This window comes from Oceanobacillus timonensis, assembly GCF_900166635.1.
GTDB lineage: Bacteria > Bacillota > Bacilli > Bacillales > Amphibacillaceae > Oceanobacillus > Oceanobacillus timonensis.
Map to the genome: position 1 here is coordinate 2,017,358 of NZ_LT800497.1, position 18,029 is coordinate 2,035,386.

16 protein-coding genes are annotated in these 18,029 nt (G+C 38.2%); 13 read left to right on the forward strand and 3 right to left on the reverse strand.

Annotated elements, in window-relative coordinates; translation table 11 throughout:
- Positions 1 to 428 precede the first annotated feature (428 nt).
- The 3 genes from B7E05_RS09840 to B7E05_RS09850 all read left to right on the forward strand — a co-directional run bounded on the left by B7E05_RS09840 (position 429) and on the right by B7E05_RS09850 (position 6,100).
- Complete coding sequence (locus B7E05_RS09840; protein ID WP_143833213.1) at positions 429 to 3,299, forward strand: 2-oxoglutarate dehydrogenase E1 component; 2,871 nt, start codon at positions 429 to 431, stop codon at positions 3,297 to 3,299.
- Between the two features lies 1 nt (position 3,300).
- Entirely contained in the window at positions 3,301 to 4,578 is a 1,278-nt protein-coding gene (gene odhB, locus B7E05_RS09845; RefSeq protein WP_080874030.1) for a 2-oxoglutarate dehydrogenase complex dihydrolipoyllysine-residue succinyltransferase, read from the forward strand.
- 334 nt (positions 4,579 to 4,912) lie between these two features.
- The gene (locus B7E05_RS09850; protein WP_080874031.1) at positions 4,913 to 6,100 is read left to right on the forward strand and encodes a NupC/NupG family nucleoside CNT transporter; all 1,188 of its coding nucleotides are present in this window, start codon (positions 4,913 to 4,915) and stop codon (positions 6,098 to 6,100) included.
- A gap of 70 nt (positions 6,101 to 6,170) precedes the next feature.
- Here the strand turns inward: B7E05_RS09850 and B7E05_RS09855 are convergent, their stop codons facing one another.
- Positions 6,171 to 7,538: an MATE family efflux transporter gene (locus B7E05_RS09855; RefSeq protein ID WP_080874032.1), complete on the reverse strand. Its 1,368-nt coding sequence runs from the start codon at positions 7,536 to 7,538 to the stop codon at positions 6,171 to 6,173.
- Positions 7,539 to 7,641: 103 nt separating this feature from the next.
- Here B7E05_RS09855 and B7E05_RS09860 point away from each other — a divergent pair, with 103 nt between their 5' ends.
- Positions 7,642 to 8,727 (forward strand): undecaprenyldiphospho-muramoylpentapeptide beta-N-acetylglucosaminyltransferase, encoded by a 1,086-nt coding sequence (locus B7E05_RS09860; RefSeq protein WP_080874033.1) that lies wholly within the window; start codon positions 7,642 to 7,644, stop codon positions 8,725 to 8,727.
- Positions 8,728 to 8,797: 70 nt separating this feature from the next.
- On the opposite strand, the gene B7E05_RS09865 is transcribed toward B7E05_RS09860, so the two are convergent.
- Complete coding sequence (locus tag B7E05_RS09865) at positions 8,798 to 9,355, reverse strand: beta-class carbonic anhydrase (RefSeq protein WP_179134515.1); 558 nt, start codon at positions 9,353 to 9,355, stop codon at positions 8,798 to 8,800.
- 154 nt (positions 9,356 to 9,509) lie between these two features.
- Here B7E05_RS09865 and B7E05_RS09870 point away from each other — a divergent pair, with 154 nt between their 5' ends.
- The 4 genes from B7E05_RS09870 to B7E05_RS09885 all read left to right on the forward strand — a co-directional run bounded on the left by B7E05_RS09870 (position 9,510) and on the right by B7E05_RS09885 (position 13,127).
- On the forward strand, positions 9,510 to 10,328 hold the full coding sequence (locus tag B7E05_RS09870; protein ID WP_245833055.1) for a S1 family peptidase: 819 nt from the start codon (positions 9,510 to 9,512) through the stop codon (positions 10,326 to 10,328).
- A 74-nt stretch (positions 10,329 to 10,402) separates the two neighbouring features.
- A complete protein-coding gene (locus B7E05_RS09875; protein ID WP_080874036.1) occupies positions 10,403 to 11,125 on the forward strand; it encodes a PRC-barrel domain-containing protein in 723 nt (240 codons plus the stop codon).
- Between the two features lie 452 nt (positions 11,126 to 11,577).
- Positions 11,578 to 12,321 carry an RNA polymerase sigma-I factor gene (gene sigI / locus B7E05_RS09880; protein WP_080874037.1) on the forward strand — a complete coding sequence of 248 codons (744 nt, stop codon included), beginning with the start codon at positions 11,578 to 11,580 and terminating at the stop codon, positions 12,319 to 12,321.
- Positions 12,318 to 13,127: an anti-sigma-I factor RsgI family protein gene (locus B7E05_RS09885; RefSeq protein WP_080874038.1), complete on the forward strand. Its 810-nt coding sequence runs from the start codon at positions 12,318 to 12,320 to the stop codon at positions 13,125 to 13,127. The genes sigI and B7E05_RS09885 overlap by 4 nt, the downstream gene beginning before the upstream one ends.
- 196 nt (positions 13,128 to 13,323) lie before the next feature.
- On the opposite strand, the gene B7E05_RS09890 is transcribed toward B7E05_RS09885, so the two are convergent.
- Positions 13,324 to 13,569 carry a YhdB family protein gene (locus B7E05_RS09890; RefSeq protein WP_080874039.1) on the reverse strand — a complete coding sequence of 82 codons (246 nt, stop codon included), beginning with the start codon at positions 13,567 to 13,569 and terminating at the stop codon, positions 13,324 to 13,326.
- A gap of 214 nt (positions 13,570 to 13,783) precedes the next feature.
- On the opposite strand from B7E05_RS09890, the gene B7E05_RS09895 reads away from it, so the two are divergent.
- The 5 genes from B7E05_RS09895 to B7E05_RS22685 all read left to right on the forward strand — a co-directional run bounded on the left by B7E05_RS09895 (position 13,784) and on the right by B7E05_RS22685 (position 18,027).
- Complete coding sequence (locus tag B7E05_RS09895; RefSeq protein WP_080874040.1) at positions 13,784 to 14,365, forward strand: YhcN/YlaJ family sporulation lipoprotein; 582 nt, start codon at positions 13,784 to 13,786, stop codon at positions 14,363 to 14,365.
- Positions 14,366 to 14,632: 267 nt separating this feature from the next.
- Positions 14,633 to 15,094 (forward strand): S-ribosylhomocysteine lyase, encoded by a 462-nt coding sequence (locus B7E05_RS09900; RefSeq protein ID WP_080874041.1) that lies wholly within the window; start codon positions 14,633 to 14,635, stop codon positions 15,092 to 15,094.
- Positions 15,095 to 15,149: 55 nt separating this feature from the next.
- Entirely contained in the window at positions 15,150 to 16,511 is a 1,362-nt protein-coding gene (locus B7E05_RS09905; protein WP_080874042.1) for a dipeptidase, read from the forward strand.
- Positions 16,512 to 17,004: 493 nt separating this feature from the next.
- Positions 17,005 to 17,754, forward strand: coding sequence for a (S)-benzoin forming benzil reductase (locus B7E05_RS09915; protein ID WP_080874044.1), 750 nt, complete (start codon positions 17,005 to 17,007; stop codon positions 17,752 to 17,754).
- A gap of 123 nt (positions 17,755 to 17,877) precedes the next feature.
- The gene (locus B7E05_RS22685) at positions 17,878 to 18,027 is read left to right on the forward strand and encodes a YjcZ family sporulation protein (RefSeq protein WP_080874045.1); all 150 of its coding nucleotides are present in this window, start codon (positions 17,878 to 17,880) and stop codon (positions 18,025 to 18,027) included.
- Positions 18,028 to 18,029: the final 2 nt, after the last annotated feature.

The window sequence follows — 18,029 nt, forward strand, 5'->3', positions numbered from 1 at the left end:
AGAAACAAGAAAAGTCACAATAACGCCCATGATTAATGCTAAATTCATAAACGGATTCCTCCTTCTATGTAATAGTAATACCTGTTTGGAACATTCTCTGTAATTAACCCTTATTATAACGGAAAAATCGGATGTTGTGAACTATTCTTCTATTTTGTACATCCAAGCAAATATGTTACGTTGAAAAAAGGCGGTAAACCAATCCAAATCAGTTGCTTTATTATCAGAAAAATAAGAAAGCATAAGCTGTTTTGACTCTATTTTTTCTTTTATATAAAAAATGTCGAATTCTCCCCGGGAATCGGTGCCGAATCCTTGTAACTGCCTTGAAAATCATGTATATTAATTAATGTAAACAAAGTAAGATGATTATAACAAAATTGAACCGTTTTCAAAGACGGATTAGTAATGCAATGGGGGTATCAGTCGTGCCAGGAAATGAAGAGTCTGCAGAACAATTTTGGGGACAGTTTCACGGACCAAATGCGGGGTATTTAGAACAACAGTATGAACTATATAAAGAAGATCCGGAGCAAGTCGAATCTTCTATAAAATCATTGTTTGATACACATGGAGCACCTGACTGGTTGACGGGAGAAGAAACCGTTCGTCCTGCTAGCGGACAAACTACTTCTAATATGAATGTATCAGAAGATTTAGATGTGACTAAATTATCCTCAGCAACCAAACTTGTTGAGGCTATTCGACGTTACGGTCATACAGATGCTGATATTTATTCCGTCGGCGGGTATAAAAGTGCTCCGTCAAAAATGTTGGATTTGAAGCATCATCATTTAACAGAAGAAGATTTGCAAAAAATCCCTGCAACATGGATTTGGGAACGTAAAAAAGAAGGAATTGAAACAGGTTTAGATGTAATTAACCTGCTGAAAAAATATTACACGGGTACGATTACGTTTGAGTACGATCATGTGAATAATGATGAAGAACGTACCTGGTTGTTTGACCTGATTGAAGAAGGCGATGCAAGATTTGATTCGAATCAGGAAGACAGAGTGGATATTTTAAAACGTTTATATGAAGTAGAAGGTTTTGAAAAATTCCTTCAAAAAACGTTTGTTGGTCAAAAGCGTTTTTCCGTTGAAGGATTAGAATCTATGATTCCGATGATTGATTATCTTGTTAAATATGCAAATGAAGATAATATCGAACATGTGATGCTTGGAATGGCGCACCGGGGACGTTTAGCGGTACTCGCAAACGTATTAAAAAAACCATATGATAAGATTTTTTCCGAATTTAATTACACGAGAGATAAGGAATTAATGCCGTCAGAAGGTTCCAAAGCAATTACCTATGGCTGGACCGGAGACGTTAAATATCACTTAGGTGCAGAAAAAGAAGTCATACACGGAAGTAAGGTAAATACAAAAATAACGCTTGCACATAATCCGTCACATCTTGAATTTGTGAATCCGGTAGTAGAAGGTTTTGCCCGGGCGGCTCAGGATGAACGTGATGTAAGCGGTTATCCGACGCGGGATATTAACAAATCTATGCCGCTTGTTATTCATGGAGATGCCGCTTTCATCGGAGAAGGTGTTGTTGCAGAAACGTTGAATCTAAGCGGTTTACCGGGATATACAACGGGCGGTACAGTCCATCTGATTGCCAATAACCAGCTTGGTTATACAACGGATCGTGTTGACGGACGTTCAACCCGTTACGCAAGTGACTTGGCAAAAGGTTTTGAAATTCCGGTTATTCATGTCAGTGCTGATGATCCGATTTCCTGTATTTCTGCTGTTAAAATAGCTTGTGAGTATCGTAAAAAATTCCACAAAGATATTTTAATTGATTTAGTAGGTTACCGCCGTTATGGACATAATGAAATGGATGAGCCGAGAACGACGCAGCCGCAATTATACGGTGAAATTGATGAGCATCCTTCTGTGTCAACGCTGTTTGCGCGTGCGATGGAAGAGCGGAACCTGCTGGAATCCGGAGAATTTGATGAAATCAAGCAGGGAATTGATAAGAAGCTTTCCGACATTTATAAGGAAATGACAGAGAGTGAAATCGGAGAGCCTCAGCCAAAATCTATGCCGGAGATATTATCTAATAGATTAGATCAATTTGAAACAGCAGTAGATTTAGAGACTTTAAAGCAATTGAATAAAGAATTGCTGGAACGTCCGGAAGGGTTTAAAGGTTTCCGGAAAACAGAAAGAATCTTAAAACGCAGAGAAAATGCTTTAGAAGAAGGGAATAAAGCGGATTGGGGTACAGGAGAAGCTTTGGCATTTGCCTCTATATTAAAAGACGGCACACCAATTCGTTTGACGGGACAAGACACAGAGCGCGGAACCTTTGCGCATCGTCATGCTGTCCTGCACGATGTGGAAACAGGTGAAAAATATAGCCCGATGCACGGATTATCTGATGTAAAGGCCTCCTTCGATGTACGGAATAGCCCGTTATCAGAAATTGCTGTTCTAGGGTTTGAATACGGCTATAGTGTTTACTCACCAAGCACCTTGGTTATTTGGGAAGCTCAATTTGGTGATTTTGCGAATGCCGGACAAGTTATTATTGATCAGTTTATCGCTTCCGCGCGAGCCAAATGGGATGAAAAGTCCAATATGGTCTTATTGCTTCCTCATGGATATGAAGGACAAGGACCGGAGCATTCCAGTGCACGGTTAGAACGTTTCTTACAAATGGCTGCAGAAAATAACTGGATTATAGCGAATGTAACTTCATCTGCGCAGTTATTCCATCTGCTTCGTCGTCAGGCGGCAATGCGTTCCCGTCCGGAGGCGCGTCCATTGATATTGATGACACCGAAAAGCAGTCTGATCCGAGATTACAAGATGGCTTCCAGTGCAGAAGAGTTTACAAGTGGTAAATTTAAAACATTACGTGAACAGCCATACTTTGATACAGATCCGGAAAAAACAACACGCTTGTTATTAGGAAGCGGAAAAATTATGGTTGATATTGAAGGGGAAATGGAAGAAGCAGAAGAGAATTGTGATTGGATTCGCGCGCTGCGAGTAGAGCAAATCTACCCATTCCCGCAAAAAGCAATTCAAGAAGAAATCAAAAAGCTTCCGCACTTAAAAGAAATTGTATGGGTACAGGAAGAGCCAAAAAACATGGGAGCATGGGATTTTGTAGATGACCTTCTAAGAGAGCTTCTGGAAGACGATCAAAAATTACATGTTATCAGCAGACCGAAGCGTGCAGCACCAGCTGGAGGTATTCCTACTGTGCACCAAACAGCGCATAAATATATTATCGATCAAGCATTGAGTGAATTTGAAGGAGGAAAATAAAGTGCAAGATATTAAAATACCTGAACTGGCGGAATCTATCACGGAAGGAACGATAGCGGAATGGCTTGTCAAAGAAGGCGATAAGGTAGAAAAAGGCGACGCTATTGTAGAATTAGAGACGGATAAAGTAAATGTGGAAGTAAACGTAGAATTTACTGGTGTAATTACTGAAATCAGCAGTACAGAAGGTGAAGATGTTTCTGTCGGCGATACGATTGGGAAGCTGGATGAAAATGGAGAAGCTGGAGCATCTTCTGGCGGAGAAGAAAGTAAGGAAGCTGCTGCCGATAAAAAAGAGGAAGCATCTCCTAAAGAAGAACCTCAGCAGTCTTCTTCTCAGGAAAGCAAGCAAGAAACGGCATCTGAACAAAATAATGGGGATGTAATTGCTTCTCCGGCAGCCAGAAAACGTGCCCGCGAACTGGGAATTGATTTAAGTGAAGTCCAGTCGCGTGATCCGCTAGGCAGAGTACGTCCGGATGATGTAGAAGCACATAATAATGCACCGAAGCAAGACGCGGCGCCATCAAAACCGGCGAAGAAGGAAGAACCTAAAACGGAAAAAACAGAGTTTGATAAACCGGTAGAACGCGTTAAAATGACACGCCGCCGTCAAACAATCGCTAAAAATCTTGTGGAAGTACAGCATAATACGGCGATGTTAACAACATTTAATGAAGTAGATATGACAGCAGTCATGGAGCTTCGTAAGCAGCGGAAAGATAAATTTTTAGATAAAAATGGCGTGAAGTTAGGATTTATGTCTTTCTTTGCAAAAGCCGTTGTTGGCGCATTGAAAGAATTCCCGCTTCTTAATGCAGAGATTCAAGGCAATGAATTAGTGCTTAAGAAATTCTATGATATCGGTATTGCTGTTTCCACAGATGATGGTCTTGTGGTTCCGGTTGTTCGTGATGCCGATCGGAAAGACTTCGCAGGAATTGAACAAGACATCGTTGATTTAGGTACAAAAGCTCGTGATAATAAATTGTCCTTAAACGATTTACAAGGCGGCTCATTTACAATTACCAATGGTGGTACGTTTGGTTCCATGATGTCCACGCCAATTCTAAACGCGCCGCAAGTCGGTATTTTAGGGATGCATAATATTATCAAACGTCCAATGGCTATGCCTGATGATTCCATTGAAGTCCGTCCGATGATGTATATTGCTTTGTCTTATGACCATCGTATTGTTGATGGAAAAGAAGCAGTTCAATTCTTAGTTCGGATTAAAGAAATGCTTGAAGATCCATATGATTTATTACTGGAAGGTTAAGAGTTGAAAGAAAAAGCCTTGATACAACGCTCGTATCAAGGCTTTTTTCATCAAAAGTTATTTCATTTATTTTGATATTACGCGCTTATGGAAATAAAAATTAATTAATTTCCTGTATTGGAAATTATTTTAATAATTAATTCTTTTTGAGAGTATTGAAATTCTTTTCTATGTCGAATATGATTGTATTTGAAGGAACAACTTGTTTAAGTAGGGAAATGAGTAGGATGTTTATTTCCTGAAAATACATTTGTACATAAATGAATACTCATTCATTTGCAATGCAGTTTATTTTTCTGAAAATAAAAAAAGCGCTTTATAAGGAGGTAACAATTTGGACATTCTCTTAGGGATTCTGGCAATTATTATTACATTTGGTTTAGCGTTCCTCATGTCAAACGATAAGAAAAGAATTAACTTTAAAGGTGTCGGTGTCATGCTGGTTTTACAGTTACTGATTACCTGGTTTATGTTTTCAACAAACATGGGACAACAAATTATTACAGGGATAGCAAGCGCCTTTAATAAGTTAATTGAATTTGGTCAAGAAGGAATCGGTTTTGTCGTGAATGGATTTGTATTGGATGAGGGAGGCGTATTTTTCTTTAACGTCCTTCTGTTAATCATCTTTTTCTCCACTTTGCTTTCCGTATTAACTTATTTAAAGATTCTTCCGCTAATTATTAAATATATTGGTGCAGCGATTTCAAAAATTACCGGATTACCGAGAATTGAATCATTTAACGGCGTCAACAGTATTTTCTTTGGTCAGTCTGAAGCATTGATTGCTATTCGTTCTCAGTTTCATCATTTAACAGAAAATCGTCTTTATATTATCAGTGCATCTGCTATGAGTTCGGTCTCTGCGTCCATTGTTGGTTCATATATGCTGATGCTTCCGGAAGAATATATTTTAGTGGCGTTGCCATTAAATATGCTCAGCTGTTTAATGATTTCAACGATTATCGCACCAGTTCATGTTCCTAAAGAAGAAGATAAAGTAGATATTAAGGATGTCAGCAGTGACAAAAGTATTTTTGAAGCAATGGGAAATGGTGCACTGGAAGGTGGAAAGATTGCTCTAATTGTAGCCGCAATGTTAATGGCTTTCATCGCATCATTGGAACTTGTAAACTGGGTTATCCAATTGATATTTGCAGGAGTTACAATAGAAGAAATTCTTGGTTATATCTTTTATCCGATTGGAATCCTGATGGGGATTGCTCCCGGGGAAGTATTGGAAGCCGGTAGTATCATGGGTACCAAAATTGTTACCAATGAATTTGTAGCCATGTCGTTGTTCGAGCCTTTAACCGAACAGCTTTCTGAAAAAACAGTCGGTATTGTAACAGTATTCTTAACAAGCTTTGCTAATTTCTCATCGATCGGTATTATTGCAGGTACGGTGAAAGGAATTGATAGTGCCAAAGCTGTGATTGTTTCCAAATTTGGCATGAAGTTGCTGGCAGGTTCGATTTTAGTATCCATCCTTTCCGCAACAATTGCTGGTTTATTCTTATAAAATAACGTAAAAGCACCATGAATCATTCAAGTTGATTCATGGTGCTTTTTAGTATACGGATAAGCCATTTCTAGCTGCTTGTTACCTGATTATTTCGCTTAACTTTACGTTGAATGTATTGTAAACGTAGCAGGAGAGCAAGAGCGCCTGCGCTCAAACCGACAATAATGCCAATCCAGTAGCCGAAAGCCTCTAAATTGGTATAGTTTGCAAATAAAAATCCAACCGGCAGACCGATAATCCAATAAGAGATTAATGCAAGAACAAGGGTTACATTTACATCTTTATATCCTCTTAAAGCACCTTGAATCGGGGCACCGATAGCATCTGCAAGCTGATAAAAAATCGCAAACAGAATAAATTGTTTGGTTAATGCAATCACTTCCGGATTGGTGTGATATAAACGTGCAACGGTTCCATCAAATAGGAATAAAATAATCCCGATAAAAACAGCGATTATAATGCCGCCCATGATTCCAAGATAAGTGTAAGAACGGGCATCTTGAAAACGTTTAGCACCTACTTCAAATCCGACAGCAATCGTCAGAGCCATCCCGACACTTAATGGGAGCATATATAACAACCCTGCAAAGTTCATTGCTGCTTGGTGGGCAGCGATTGTGTTGGTATCATAGTTACTCATCATCATCGTGACAACTGAAAAAATACTTGTTTCAAAAAACATAGCAAGTCCGATGGGCATCCCAATTTTTAATTGACTGATCCAATAAGAAAGTTTTGGTTTCACAAACACTTTAAAGACTCGATAGGTTTTAAAAGGAGCAACCCGATGTATCATATATATAGAAATAATGCTGACAATCCAATATGTAACGCTTGTCGCGATACCTGCTCCAATTCCGCCAAACGCCGGTATTCCTAACTTGCCAAAAATAAAGATATAGTTCAAGAATGCATTGATTGGCAAGGATATTAAGATAATAATCATGGAAGCTCGTGTTTGCCCCAATCCATCCATAAAACTCCGGATAGTGTGGAAAAGGAATAAAGGGATAATCCCTGTAGCCAGTGAAACTAAGTAATATTTTGCAATATAATGTACATCTTGCTCCAAACTCATGAGCTGTAATACCGGCTCTAAAACAAAAAAGCCGCCAATGAGAATAAGGCAGGACAAACCAATAGATAGATACATTCCCTGTTGGATTACTTGCGGAATGTCTTCTTTCTTTTTGGCGCCGATAAGTTGGGCAATAATTGGCGTAATCGCAAGAACCACACCATTAACCGCCGTCAAAATAGGTACCCAAAGGCTGGACCCAATTGCAACACCAGCTAAATCAACGGCACTTGATTGGCCCGACATCACGGTATCAAAAAAATTCATCAAATTCATGCTGACTTGTGTTACAAGAATCGGCAGCATGATGATAATAAAGAGCTTGATTTTCTGTCTTCGATTGCTTGTTTCGTACATCTTTCATCTTCCTGACATTTAGTAATTCTTTTTTTCGTTAAATTAATAGGTGCAATGGTAATTATACGCTGATATAATGATTTGGGAAAGGATGAATTGGTCCATGGAGAAACGAAATAAAAAACGTATTGTATTTACTGGCGGTGGGACTGCCGGTCATGTCATTGTTAATTTAGCACTTATACCATATTATCAGGAACAGGGTTATAATGTGGATTACATTGGTTCCTATGAAGGCATCGAAAGAAATTTGATTGAAAAATTGGATGGCGTAACCTATCATTCGGTATCAACTGGAAAACTGCGCCGTTACATGTCCAAAGAAAACTTTAAAGATCCATTTAAAGTTTTAAAAGGAACGATGCAAGCTTTTCGTATTTTAGGAAAAGGGAAAAAACCAGCGGCGGTTTTTTCAAAAGGTGGATTTGTATCTGTACCGGTTGTTGCAGCAGCAAAATTGAGAGGGATTCCATCTGTTATTCACGAGTCTGATTTCACTCCTGGTTTGGCGAATAAGCTTTCCATCCCATTTACAAAAAAAGTTCTGGCGACATTCCCGGAAACAATGAAGTATCTGCCGGAAAAGAAGGCAGCTTACGTTGGTGCGGTGATTCGTGATGAATTATTTACAGGAGATAAAAAGGCTGGATTAGCGTATGCGCAAATTTCAGGGGAAAAGCCTGTTCTATTAATTATGGGCGGAAGCGGCGGATCGGAAAAAATCAATGCAACAATCCGTGAGGCATTAGATGACTTATTAAAAGAATTTGAAATTATTCATATCTGTGGAAGCGGAAAAGTAGATGCTTCCCTTCGTATGCCGGGATATGCGCAGTTTGAATATGTGCATGAGGAATTAAAAGATATTTTTGCGGCAACCGATTTTGTGGTATCCCGTGCCGGTTCCAACGCGATATTTGAATTTTTGGCTTTACAAAAACCGATGCTGTTAATTCCACTTTCTCGTGGTGCAAGCAGAGGGGATCAGATTATTAATGCCAATTCTTTTAAAGAAAAAAATTATGCCAAAGTGGTTGAAGAAGAAACATTAACAACAGAAAAACTGATTCAGGAAGCGGGCGCATTAAAAAAAGCAGCACCTGTTATGCTGGATGAAATGAAAAAATATAAGAGTGAAGAATCGAAAAATAAAGTAATCGAAATCATTGCATCTATTCAAAAAAAATAATGTTCAAGCTAAGAAAAAGGACCTGCACAGCTCTATTAAAGGGTTGCAGGTCCTTTGTTTAGTATGGGAGTTAGTCTTCTCTGGTAACGACGTCTAATTTCCCTGTTTCCGGATCAATGACCAGCCCGTGAACTTTTATTTCATTGGGAAGCAGCGGGTGATTACGAATAATTCCTACGCTCTGAGTCACAGAGTCCTCAATTTTTTCAAAACCATGGAACTCTTTATGAAGGTTAATACCGGAATGCTCCAAGGTATGTAAGGTTTCTTCTGTTATTCCACGGTCGAGCATGGTTTGCTGTAATGCTTCTGTGTCTACATTGGACATTCCACAGCCGTGATGTCCGATAACAACAACTTCTTCTGCTTTTAAACTATAAATAGCTACTAATAAACTTTTCATAATACTATCAAAAGGCTTTCGGATAATAGCGCCGGCATTTTTAACCATTTTCACGTCCCCATTACGGATGTTTAATGCTTTAGGGAGTAATTCTACCAAGCGTGTGTCCATGCAAGTGAAAATAACCATTCGTTTATTCGGGAACTTGTCCGTTGTATAAGCCTCATAGCCTTTACTGTCTACAAATTTTTCATTGAAATCTAATAGTTGATCTAAATTCATCACTTTCATCTCCTTTAAATAAAAATAATAGCATTAAATGCAAAATATGAAAATAAATAAAATGGAGAAATTCGTTAAAAACTTAAAGAAAGGCTGCTTTTATGGATATTTGTTAAAATAAACACAGGATATGTTAATGAAGAAAGGGGGGGGGATGTTGAAAGATCAAGAGAACCATCAGGATAGAAAAAAACATATAGACGAAGATTTAATGGAAGATTTTGATGAAGAAGAAATAGATGAACTGGTGATGCAAGCAAAAGCAGATGCATTGGAAAGAGCGCGCACAGAGGAAAAGGAACCAAAACCGAAACGGCGATTCTCAAAGATGATTGCTATTCTGATTGCTGTTGCGATGGCTTTTTATGTTCTTTCCCTATTTCCGAGAGTGATTTCGGTTCCTGCTATTGATTTTCTTCAAGCATCCAGTCGCCTCTCCCAAGATGAACAAGTAGCAGCATATAAAGAAGCTGTCGTTGCGATTGAAACAAATGATGGAAAAGGAACAGGGTTTTCTATTTCTGAAGAAGGCACGATTTTAACCAATCAGCATGTTATTGAGGACGACCCGACAGTAACCGTGGCTTTTCCGGAAGAAGGTTTATTTCAAGGGGAGGTCGTTGAAGAAATGCCTGAGATAGATTTAGCAGTAGTAGAGGTAGAAGGAGAAAACCTCCCGTCGCTTCCATTGGATGAAACAGCTTCTGCAGAACATGGAGATTATATCCGTTTCATAGGTAACCCCTTATTTTTTAACGGAATTGCCAATGAGGGAACCATATTAAGTCCGCTGCAACTTTCCGGCTGGGACAAAGAAGTTATGATGATTAGGGCACCTGTATATCGCGGAAATAGCGGTAGTCCAGTTATAAATGAGGAAGGAAATGTCATTGGTGTGATTTTTGCAACATTGGACCATGAGGAATATGGAAATGTTGGCCTGTATGTACCTATTCGTTATTTTACAAATGAATAACAAATAAGATAGAGCCGTTTAATTTGCTGTTAAAAGGGTATGGAATAGTAAGACCTTTTTTAGGGGGGGTTTACATGTTTCTCAGTTCAACATTAACAAATTTAACGATACATGCGACAGATGGAGAAATAGGTAAAGTAAAAGATTTATATTTTAATGACAATTGGGAATTACGATTTATTATTGTGGATACAAGAAAATGGCTGCCAGGAAAGAAAGTCCTGTTACCTTATCATGTGCAAGAAGAAATTAATTTGGAAGAAGGCTATATAAAGGTAGCTAGAGATAAGGAAACCATCCGTGACAGCCCGAAAGCACCGATAGATGATAATGATTATATTTTTGCTTATCAAGAAGCTGTGTTAGATTATTTTGGCTGGAACAGCTATAAGGAAAATGCAGTATTAGATTCCGATCACGGTCCGGTAACAACCGGGAATGGCGAACTTGAAAATAAAAATGTGCCTCCAGAACCGGATTTGGCTGCACCGGAAAGCTCAAATGATAATTTAAGAAGTATGGATGAATTGATGACATTTAAAGTCCATGCAACTGACGGAAAAATTGGTATCATGGATAATGTTATTTTAACAAAGCAGGGAAAAATCCACTATCTTGTAGTAAACAGCAATGAAAGTTACGTGGAAAATAATTTATATTTATACCACACGAATCAGGTTACATCCGTAGATTGGTTTGAAAAAGATCTGTATATAGACGATTCTGTGGAAAGTTTAGAACAAGTGACGTCGTTAAAAAGTAATGAAGAAGTATTCCGTCATGTAAATCATGTATAAATAAGTTTATTAAAAATAAACAGCAGCGTTTGGCATTTCATCTTGACCATTGCAGAGGTAAGGATGGAATGCTTTTTATATAGCCTATTTGTTTTCTTCTCGTAATATTTTTTACAAAATCCTATCTTTTTCGGGTGTGTTTTACAAAAAACTATTTTTCGTCATATTAATTTAAATGAAATGTTATTCATTTGTGATAGTAACGTTGCCGGATATAGGGTAGTATTAACTGTAGAGACTAAAAAAGTCTGCATATATAACCAATAAAATGATTTTTATTGCTATGAAAAAAAGTTCATTGAAGTGAATGAACCTAACCAACAAGAACGACAAAAATGGAGATTATTTGATATGAAAATAATAAATACAACGACAGATTTTTTAAATATACATTTTAAACCCGAAAAAATAAATAGGATTTCGAATTATATAATGTTTGGGGGAGTTATGAAATGATGATGACGAAACAATTAACAGATACCCCTATTGAAGAAAAAATTGAAGCCATTCAGGAAGGTGATATCGTATTACAAAATGAAATCCTGCAAACATATAAGCCGTTTATTGCCAAATGTGTTTCGGAAGTTTGTAAACGATATATTGACCCTAAAAAGGATGATGAATTCAGTATTGGCTTAATGGCTTTTAATGATGCCATTTTCTCTTTTGAACCGGATAAAGGAAGTTCTTTTTTATCCTTTGCCAAACTTGTTGTGAAACGAAAAGTAATCGATTATATTCGTTATCATCAAAAGCGCCCGAATCTGTTATCTTTAGATGAAATCAACGAAGAAGAACAGATGGAAAATCCGCTTATTATTGCTGCGGCAAAAGAAAAACATCAAATAGAAGCGGAGAATGCCAAAAGACGGGAAGAAATCATGTTATTCCAAGAAAAATTAAATGCATACCGGCTGACGATGGAAGAGCTTACCAAGGCTTCTCCTAAACATAAAGATGCCAGGGAATCTGCTGTACAGGTAGCTTATGCTTTATACCAGGACAACCAGCTGAGCGCGTATGTTCAGCGCAAAAAGAAGCTGCCGATTAAAAAGTTATTAATGAAAGTAGAAGTAAGTAAAAAAACATTAGAGCGGAATCGCAAATTTATTATAGCTATCTTTATTGTGCTGAGCAGTGAATATGCTTATCTTAAGGACTACCTTAAGGATTACCTCAAGGATGTGAAAGAATGAAAAAAGGAATTGTGATGGAAATCCATCGCAAATATGCCATTTTACTTACGAAAGATGGCAGTTTTGAAAAGGGAATTATTTTAACAACATATGCGGATCAGGGAGATGAAGTTATTTTTCAGTCTGTATCGGAAAAAGCCGGATGGAAAAGCTATTGGGATAAAACGCCCTTAGCTGTAAGATTGTCAGCCATTGTTCTTCTGGCATTATTTATTTTCGGCTTTTCTCTGTTTTACGGGACGAATAACTCTGCAACGGACGCCTATGTTGCTATTGATATAAATCCCAGTATTGAATTAGAATTAAATGATGATTTTGTGGTTACAAATATCCATGCATTAAATGACTCTGCAGATCAGCTGATAGAAGAAGTAAGCAGTATCCAAAACCGGACTGTCAACTCCGTTTTAACAGACATTATTCGTGAAAGTGAAGACCAGGGTTTAGCAGCGGATAAAACGATGATTGTAGGCGTTAGTTGTCAAAATCAGGATGACAACCCAGATAGCTTAATCTCGCAAATCAATACTTACATAGAAACGCTTTCTGATTGGGATGTCGCAACGCTGGAGATTCCTGATGAAGTCCGAGAAATTGCACAAAACAATCATCAATCAATGAATGAAGTAATGGCGGCAGAATTGGAAAACCATTCTGTTGATATAGAACAAACGCATTTAGAAATCACAGACCCGGATGATCGTGCAATTATTGATTCTTTTTATGGTGAAGAAGCGTCTGACTCAGATGCGGGTCGTTCTATAGAACCAGAGAAAAAGCCGGTGGAGATGGAAGATAACGAATGAACGGATGAAGATTCTGATGAAAAAGAAAATCAACGGGTTGATTTAACTTAGATCATTTAAAGTAAGAAGGACAGACAGTTTCCTCCCTGTCCGAATGCAAACAGACATTTAAATAAATAACCGGATTGGAATGGAAGGGCTGTATGAGCAGATACAAGCCTGTTTTCGACTGGCATCTGCTTCATCAGCATGGGGCTTATTCTAATTCTAATTCATACATCCATGGACTGCTGATTTGCAAGGCATGTTCTAAATAATAGAGCAGTGTATCATGCGATTGATTGACATGTTTTTGGTTTGTGGAATGATGATAAGCATAAAGGAAGTACTCAATTTTTTTGGCGAGTAAATCATCATCTGTCCGTGACATTAATATGAATAAGTTATCCCACTGTCCCCATATGGTGTAGTATAATGCTTTATCGTAGTCAGGTATCAACAATTTCACTCCTTTATCAAGAAGGAATTTGGCAGGAATCGAAGGAGAATGACCAATTGCAGTGCAATGTGATGTTCCTTAAGTATAGCTTCTCCATTGTTACGTAAATATGTCTGCAACTTTCATGGTGTTATTTCCATAAATTAACGTATTCTTCATGCATAATCCTTTGACTGTTTATCCATAATAAAGGCAAACAGGTTAAGGAGGAATGAAAATGAAATTACGTTTGTTTACGGTTTTAACCGTTCTTATGATGGTCTTAGTTGCTTGTCAAAATACGGATAATAATGAGGATGCCAATCCGAATAACACGGATGGAAATGTAGAGCCGACACGTTATGAAGGTCAAAACATCAATGATGGTAACAGAGATGGTGACCGAAACCAAAATCGCGATCATATGTTAGAAAGAGATGCGGATCGTAATACAGATGCGGAATACAATGTATCCAAAGAAGCAGCTGAAAAAATTACGGATAAAATGGACAACATCGACCATGCGTATGTATTAACAACAGAAAATAATGCATATGTAGGAGCAAATTTGGATATCGATAATGACGATAATGCGAGAAATGACAGCAATATGGAAATCACGGATGACGTAAAAGATGAGATTGCAGATATTGTACGCTCTGTTGATTCATCCATTGACCATGTTTATGTCACATCGAATCCAGACTTCTTGGACTTAGCTGACAAATATGTCAATGATATGGATAATGGCAACCCGGTTGAAGGTTTCTTTGACCAAATCGGCAGCATGATTGATCGTGTTTTCCCGGATGCCAAATAAATGACGTTATATAACGCATATATTTTTCTTGAGGGTTGAGATTGCTCTCCCAGCAAAAAAAATTTTCTAAGGTCATTTGATGGAATCCAATTTCTTTCTGCTTTTTAGTGAGAAATTGGATTTTTATTTTGGTCAAAAGTTGAAAAGGAAAAAAATAGCATCCAACATGCTGTCAACGCACTCTGCTTTTCTTACATAATTTTTTCATGTATGATAAAAAAAGATACCATGCCAATCAAAGTATAAAGAGAAGGGGAGTTGAACAACATGGCTCAAAAAATGAATGTAGAAAGTTTTAATTTAGATCATACAAAAGTAAAGGCTCCTTATGTACGGCTTGTAGGCGTAACGGAAGGCGCACATGGCGATAAAGTGCATAAATATGATATCCGTTTTAATCAGCCTAACAAAGACCATATGGAAATGGATGGACTGCACTCTTTAGAGCATTTAATGGCGGAAAATATCCGTAATCACTCGGATGCTGTATTGGATATCGGCCCAATGGGATGCCAGACCGGTTTTTATCTTTCTTTAATGAATCAAGATAATTACGACGAAGTACTCGATATGGTGGAGAAAACATTAAAAGATGTATTAACGGCAACAGAAGTCCCTGCATGCAATGAAGTGCAATGTGGCTGGGCAGCAAATCACAGCCTGGAAGGGGCAAAAGAAATTGCTGAAGACATGCTAAAGTATAAAGATACATGGCATGAAGTATTTTAATAAAGCATTCCGGTGAGGAGCTGCATGTATCCAAGTTGAAGGAGGAATAAGCACTATGAGTGATAAGGCAATTGCTTATCTGAAAGACAATCACGACGCGCTATTACAAAAATTATATGACTTTTTAGCTATTCCAAGTGTAAGTACGGATCCAGCACATAAAGAAGATATTGGACGTGCTGCAGATTTTTTAACGGAATACTTAAACGAATTAGGATTTGAAAATGTAGAAAAAATGGAAACAAAAGGGCACCCGCTCATTTTTGCAGAATACACAAAAGCAGGCCCGGATGCTCCGACTGTTTTGCTTTATGGCCATTATGATGTGCAGCCGGTTGATCCGATTGAACAATGGGAAAGTCAGCCATTTCAGGCCGAAGTACGCGATGGAAGAATCTATGCCCGCGGTTCAAGTGACGATAAAGGACAAGTATTCATGCATCTTGCCGTTTTTGAAGCTTTCTTAAAAACGGAAGGAAAACTGCCGATGAATGTAAAGGTTTGTATTGAAGGAGAAGAAGAAATTGGCAGTGAAAACCTTTATGAGCTGCTGCAAGAAAAGAAAGATCAATTTGCAGCTGATTTTGCAGTTATTTCTGATTCCGGGATGGCTGAGAAAAATCAGCCGACTATTTTATATGGTTTAAAAGGTTTCACGGGGATCGAAATTACCTTAACTGGACCGGATCATGACCTTCATTCCGGTATGTATGGCGGTGCAGTTCGAAATCCTTTAATGGCGATGAGCCACTTGCTTGCATCCATGAAAGATGAGAATGAAGTCATCACAGTAGATGGTTTTTACGATGGAGTAGAGGACTTGACACCAGATGAAAGAGAGCTGATGGAAAAAGCTCCTGGGGAAGATTTTGTTCAAGCAACAAATATCCCGGAAACCGTCTCTGAAAAAGGATATACAGCAAAAGAACATACCATGGGCAGACCAACATTGGAAGTAAATGGACTGTATGGCGGTTATCAAGGAAAAGGAACAAAGACCATTATTCCTTCCACCGCAACGGCAAAACTTACTTCACGGCTTGTCCCTGGTCAAGATCCGCAAGATGTACAGGATAAATTAGTGAAACATGTCGAGAAATTTGCTCCGGCAGGCGTACATGTGGATATTACAAAAGAAAAGCTCTCTGCTAAAGCTTACAAGGTCGAACCGGATCATCCATTAATTAAAAAAGCTGCGAAAAGCTATACAAAAGCATTTGGAAAAGAAACGGTCTTTCTGAGAATGGGCGGATCCATTCCTGTTGTTGAATGGTTGGAGGCTGCGTACCAATATCCAATTGTACTGCTCGGTTTTGGTACACCAGAAGATCGTCTGCATTCGCCAAATGAAAGCTTTCCATTAGATAGCTTTGCAAAAGGAATGGAAACATTGGCTTATTATTGGACAGAGTTATAAAGTAAATTATCCTTTTAAGACAGATGAAAAAAGATCAGTTTCAAGGAGTAGGTGTTCATTGAGACTGATCTTTTTTTATTGATGGAACCAATGAAGTTATGTTGGGATATTTGTGACGTTTTTTCTAACACCACTTTCGTACTTTAAAAAGTAACCTCCATCGGAACAGGGGTTGATTGTTTCTTCCATACATCTATTGACAAAGATGAGAAGGTAACGTGTAAGATGACCGCTACGGAAAAATACTGCGCTTTCCGTGGGCTTGAGCTCAGCCTCCTCGGTAAAAAGAAGACCACTTTTTCCCTGCGGGGTCTTCCCACTACGCATTCCCACAGGAGTCTCCGTATTTTTCCTCCGCTAGCAGGATATTCGATGCGGTTGAAATGAATCAATAAAAAAGTTCGATCAGACAGAACAAATTTTTCGTGGTGCATGATAAATAAGAAAAAAGGGAATAGGGTAATATGTTTAAATCGGGAGAGGAGAAGTGTTTATGGAGACAGCAATCATTACAGGAGCATCAAAGGGCTTAGGAGCATCGGTTGCAAAGCTATTTTTAGAGTCAGGGATTAATGTAGTGGGTATTTCCCGCACAGATAATACCAAGCTATATGACTATGCCAAAGAAAATAATGCGCATTATTATTTCATTGCATGTGATTTATCCGAAAAAGATTCTATACAAACTGCATGTAACAATCTGGATGACTTTTTATTTAAAGAAAACGTATCGAAACTGTATGTCATTAATAATGCCGGATTAGTGGATCCGATTGATCGTGCCGAAAATATAGATATGGATGGATTAATGAAACAAATTCAAGTAAATACAGTTGCACCAATGTATTTAACCAATCATTTCTTAAAAAAAGCGACAGAGCATCATGTGCAGCTTCTTACCGCAATCGTAACTTCAGGGGCAGCTGAAAAGCCGAAATACGGATGGAGTGTTTATTGTTCTACTAAAGCCAGTATGAATATGTATACGAAAACCGTTGCGATGGAACAGGAGAAAACAGGGCATAAAGTGATTGCCTTCAGCCCGGGTGTGATGGATACAGGAATGCAGGAAATCATCCGTTCCAGTACACCAGGTGCATTTAAAGATGTAGAAAGTTTCCGTGCGTTAAAAGAAAATAATCAACTCAAGGACGCTGATATGATAGGTGGCGTTTTAATTGATATTTTAATGGATGACAACATTGAAAACGGGAAAATTTATGACGTGAAGGAATATCTTTAATACGTAAAAAGGACAAATAAAAAACGAAAACAAATGTATTTTCTTAAAAATATGGTCATTCGCCTTCCCAATCTGGATAAACGTGCATAAGTTAAAGTAGTCCAGATAGAGGAGGTTATACACATGGGTAAAGAATGTTGTGAGCATGATTGTAATCAAAGCTTTGGCTCAGCGGGCTTTGCGTTATTAGTTGTGTTATTTATTTTGTTAATTATTATTGGAACAGCATACTCAGGCAACAACCAAGGCTACAATGGTGGCTATTACTGTTAATG

Bases quoted from the DNA above. Each gene is read 5' to 3' on its own strand.
- B7E05_RS09855 (WP_080874032.1), bottom strand. From the start codon at position 7,538: ATGTACGAAACAAGCAATCGAAGACAGAAAATCAAGCTCTTTATTATC.
- B7E05_RS09860 (WP_080874033.1), top strand. From the start codon at position 7,642: ATGGAGAAACGAAATAAAAAACGTATTGTATTTACTGGCGGTGGGACT.
- B7E05_RS09875 (WP_080874036.1), top strand. From the start codon at position 10,403: ATGTTTCTCAGTTCAACATTAACAAATTTAACGATACATGCGACAGAT.
- sigI (WP_080874037.1), top strand. From the start codon at position 11,578: ATGATGATGACGAAACAATTAACAGATACCCCTATTGAAGAAAAAATT.
- B7E05_RS09885 (WP_080874038.1), top strand. From the start codon at position 12,318: ATGAAAAAAGGAATTGTGATGGAAATCCATCGCAAATATGCCATTTTA.
- B7E05_RS09895 (WP_080874040.1), top strand. From the start codon at position 13,784: ATGAAATTACGTTTGTTTACGGTTTTAACCGTTCTTATGATGGTCTTA.
- B7E05_RS09900 (WP_080874041.1), top strand. From the start codon at position 14,633: ATGGCTCAAAAAATGAATGTAGAAAGTTTTAATTTAGATCATACAAAA.
- B7E05_RS09905 (WP_080874042.1), top strand. From the start codon at position 15,150: ATGAGTGATAAGGCAATTGCTTATCTGAAAGACAATCACGACGCGCTA.
- B7E05_RS09915 (WP_080874044.1), top strand. From the start codon at position 17,005: ATGGAGACAGCAATCATTACAGGAGCATCAAAGGGCTTAGGAGCATCG.
- B7E05_RS22685 (WP_080874045.1), top strand. From the start codon at position 17,878: ATGGGTAAAGAATGTTGTGAGCATGATTGTAATCAAAGCTTTGGCTCA.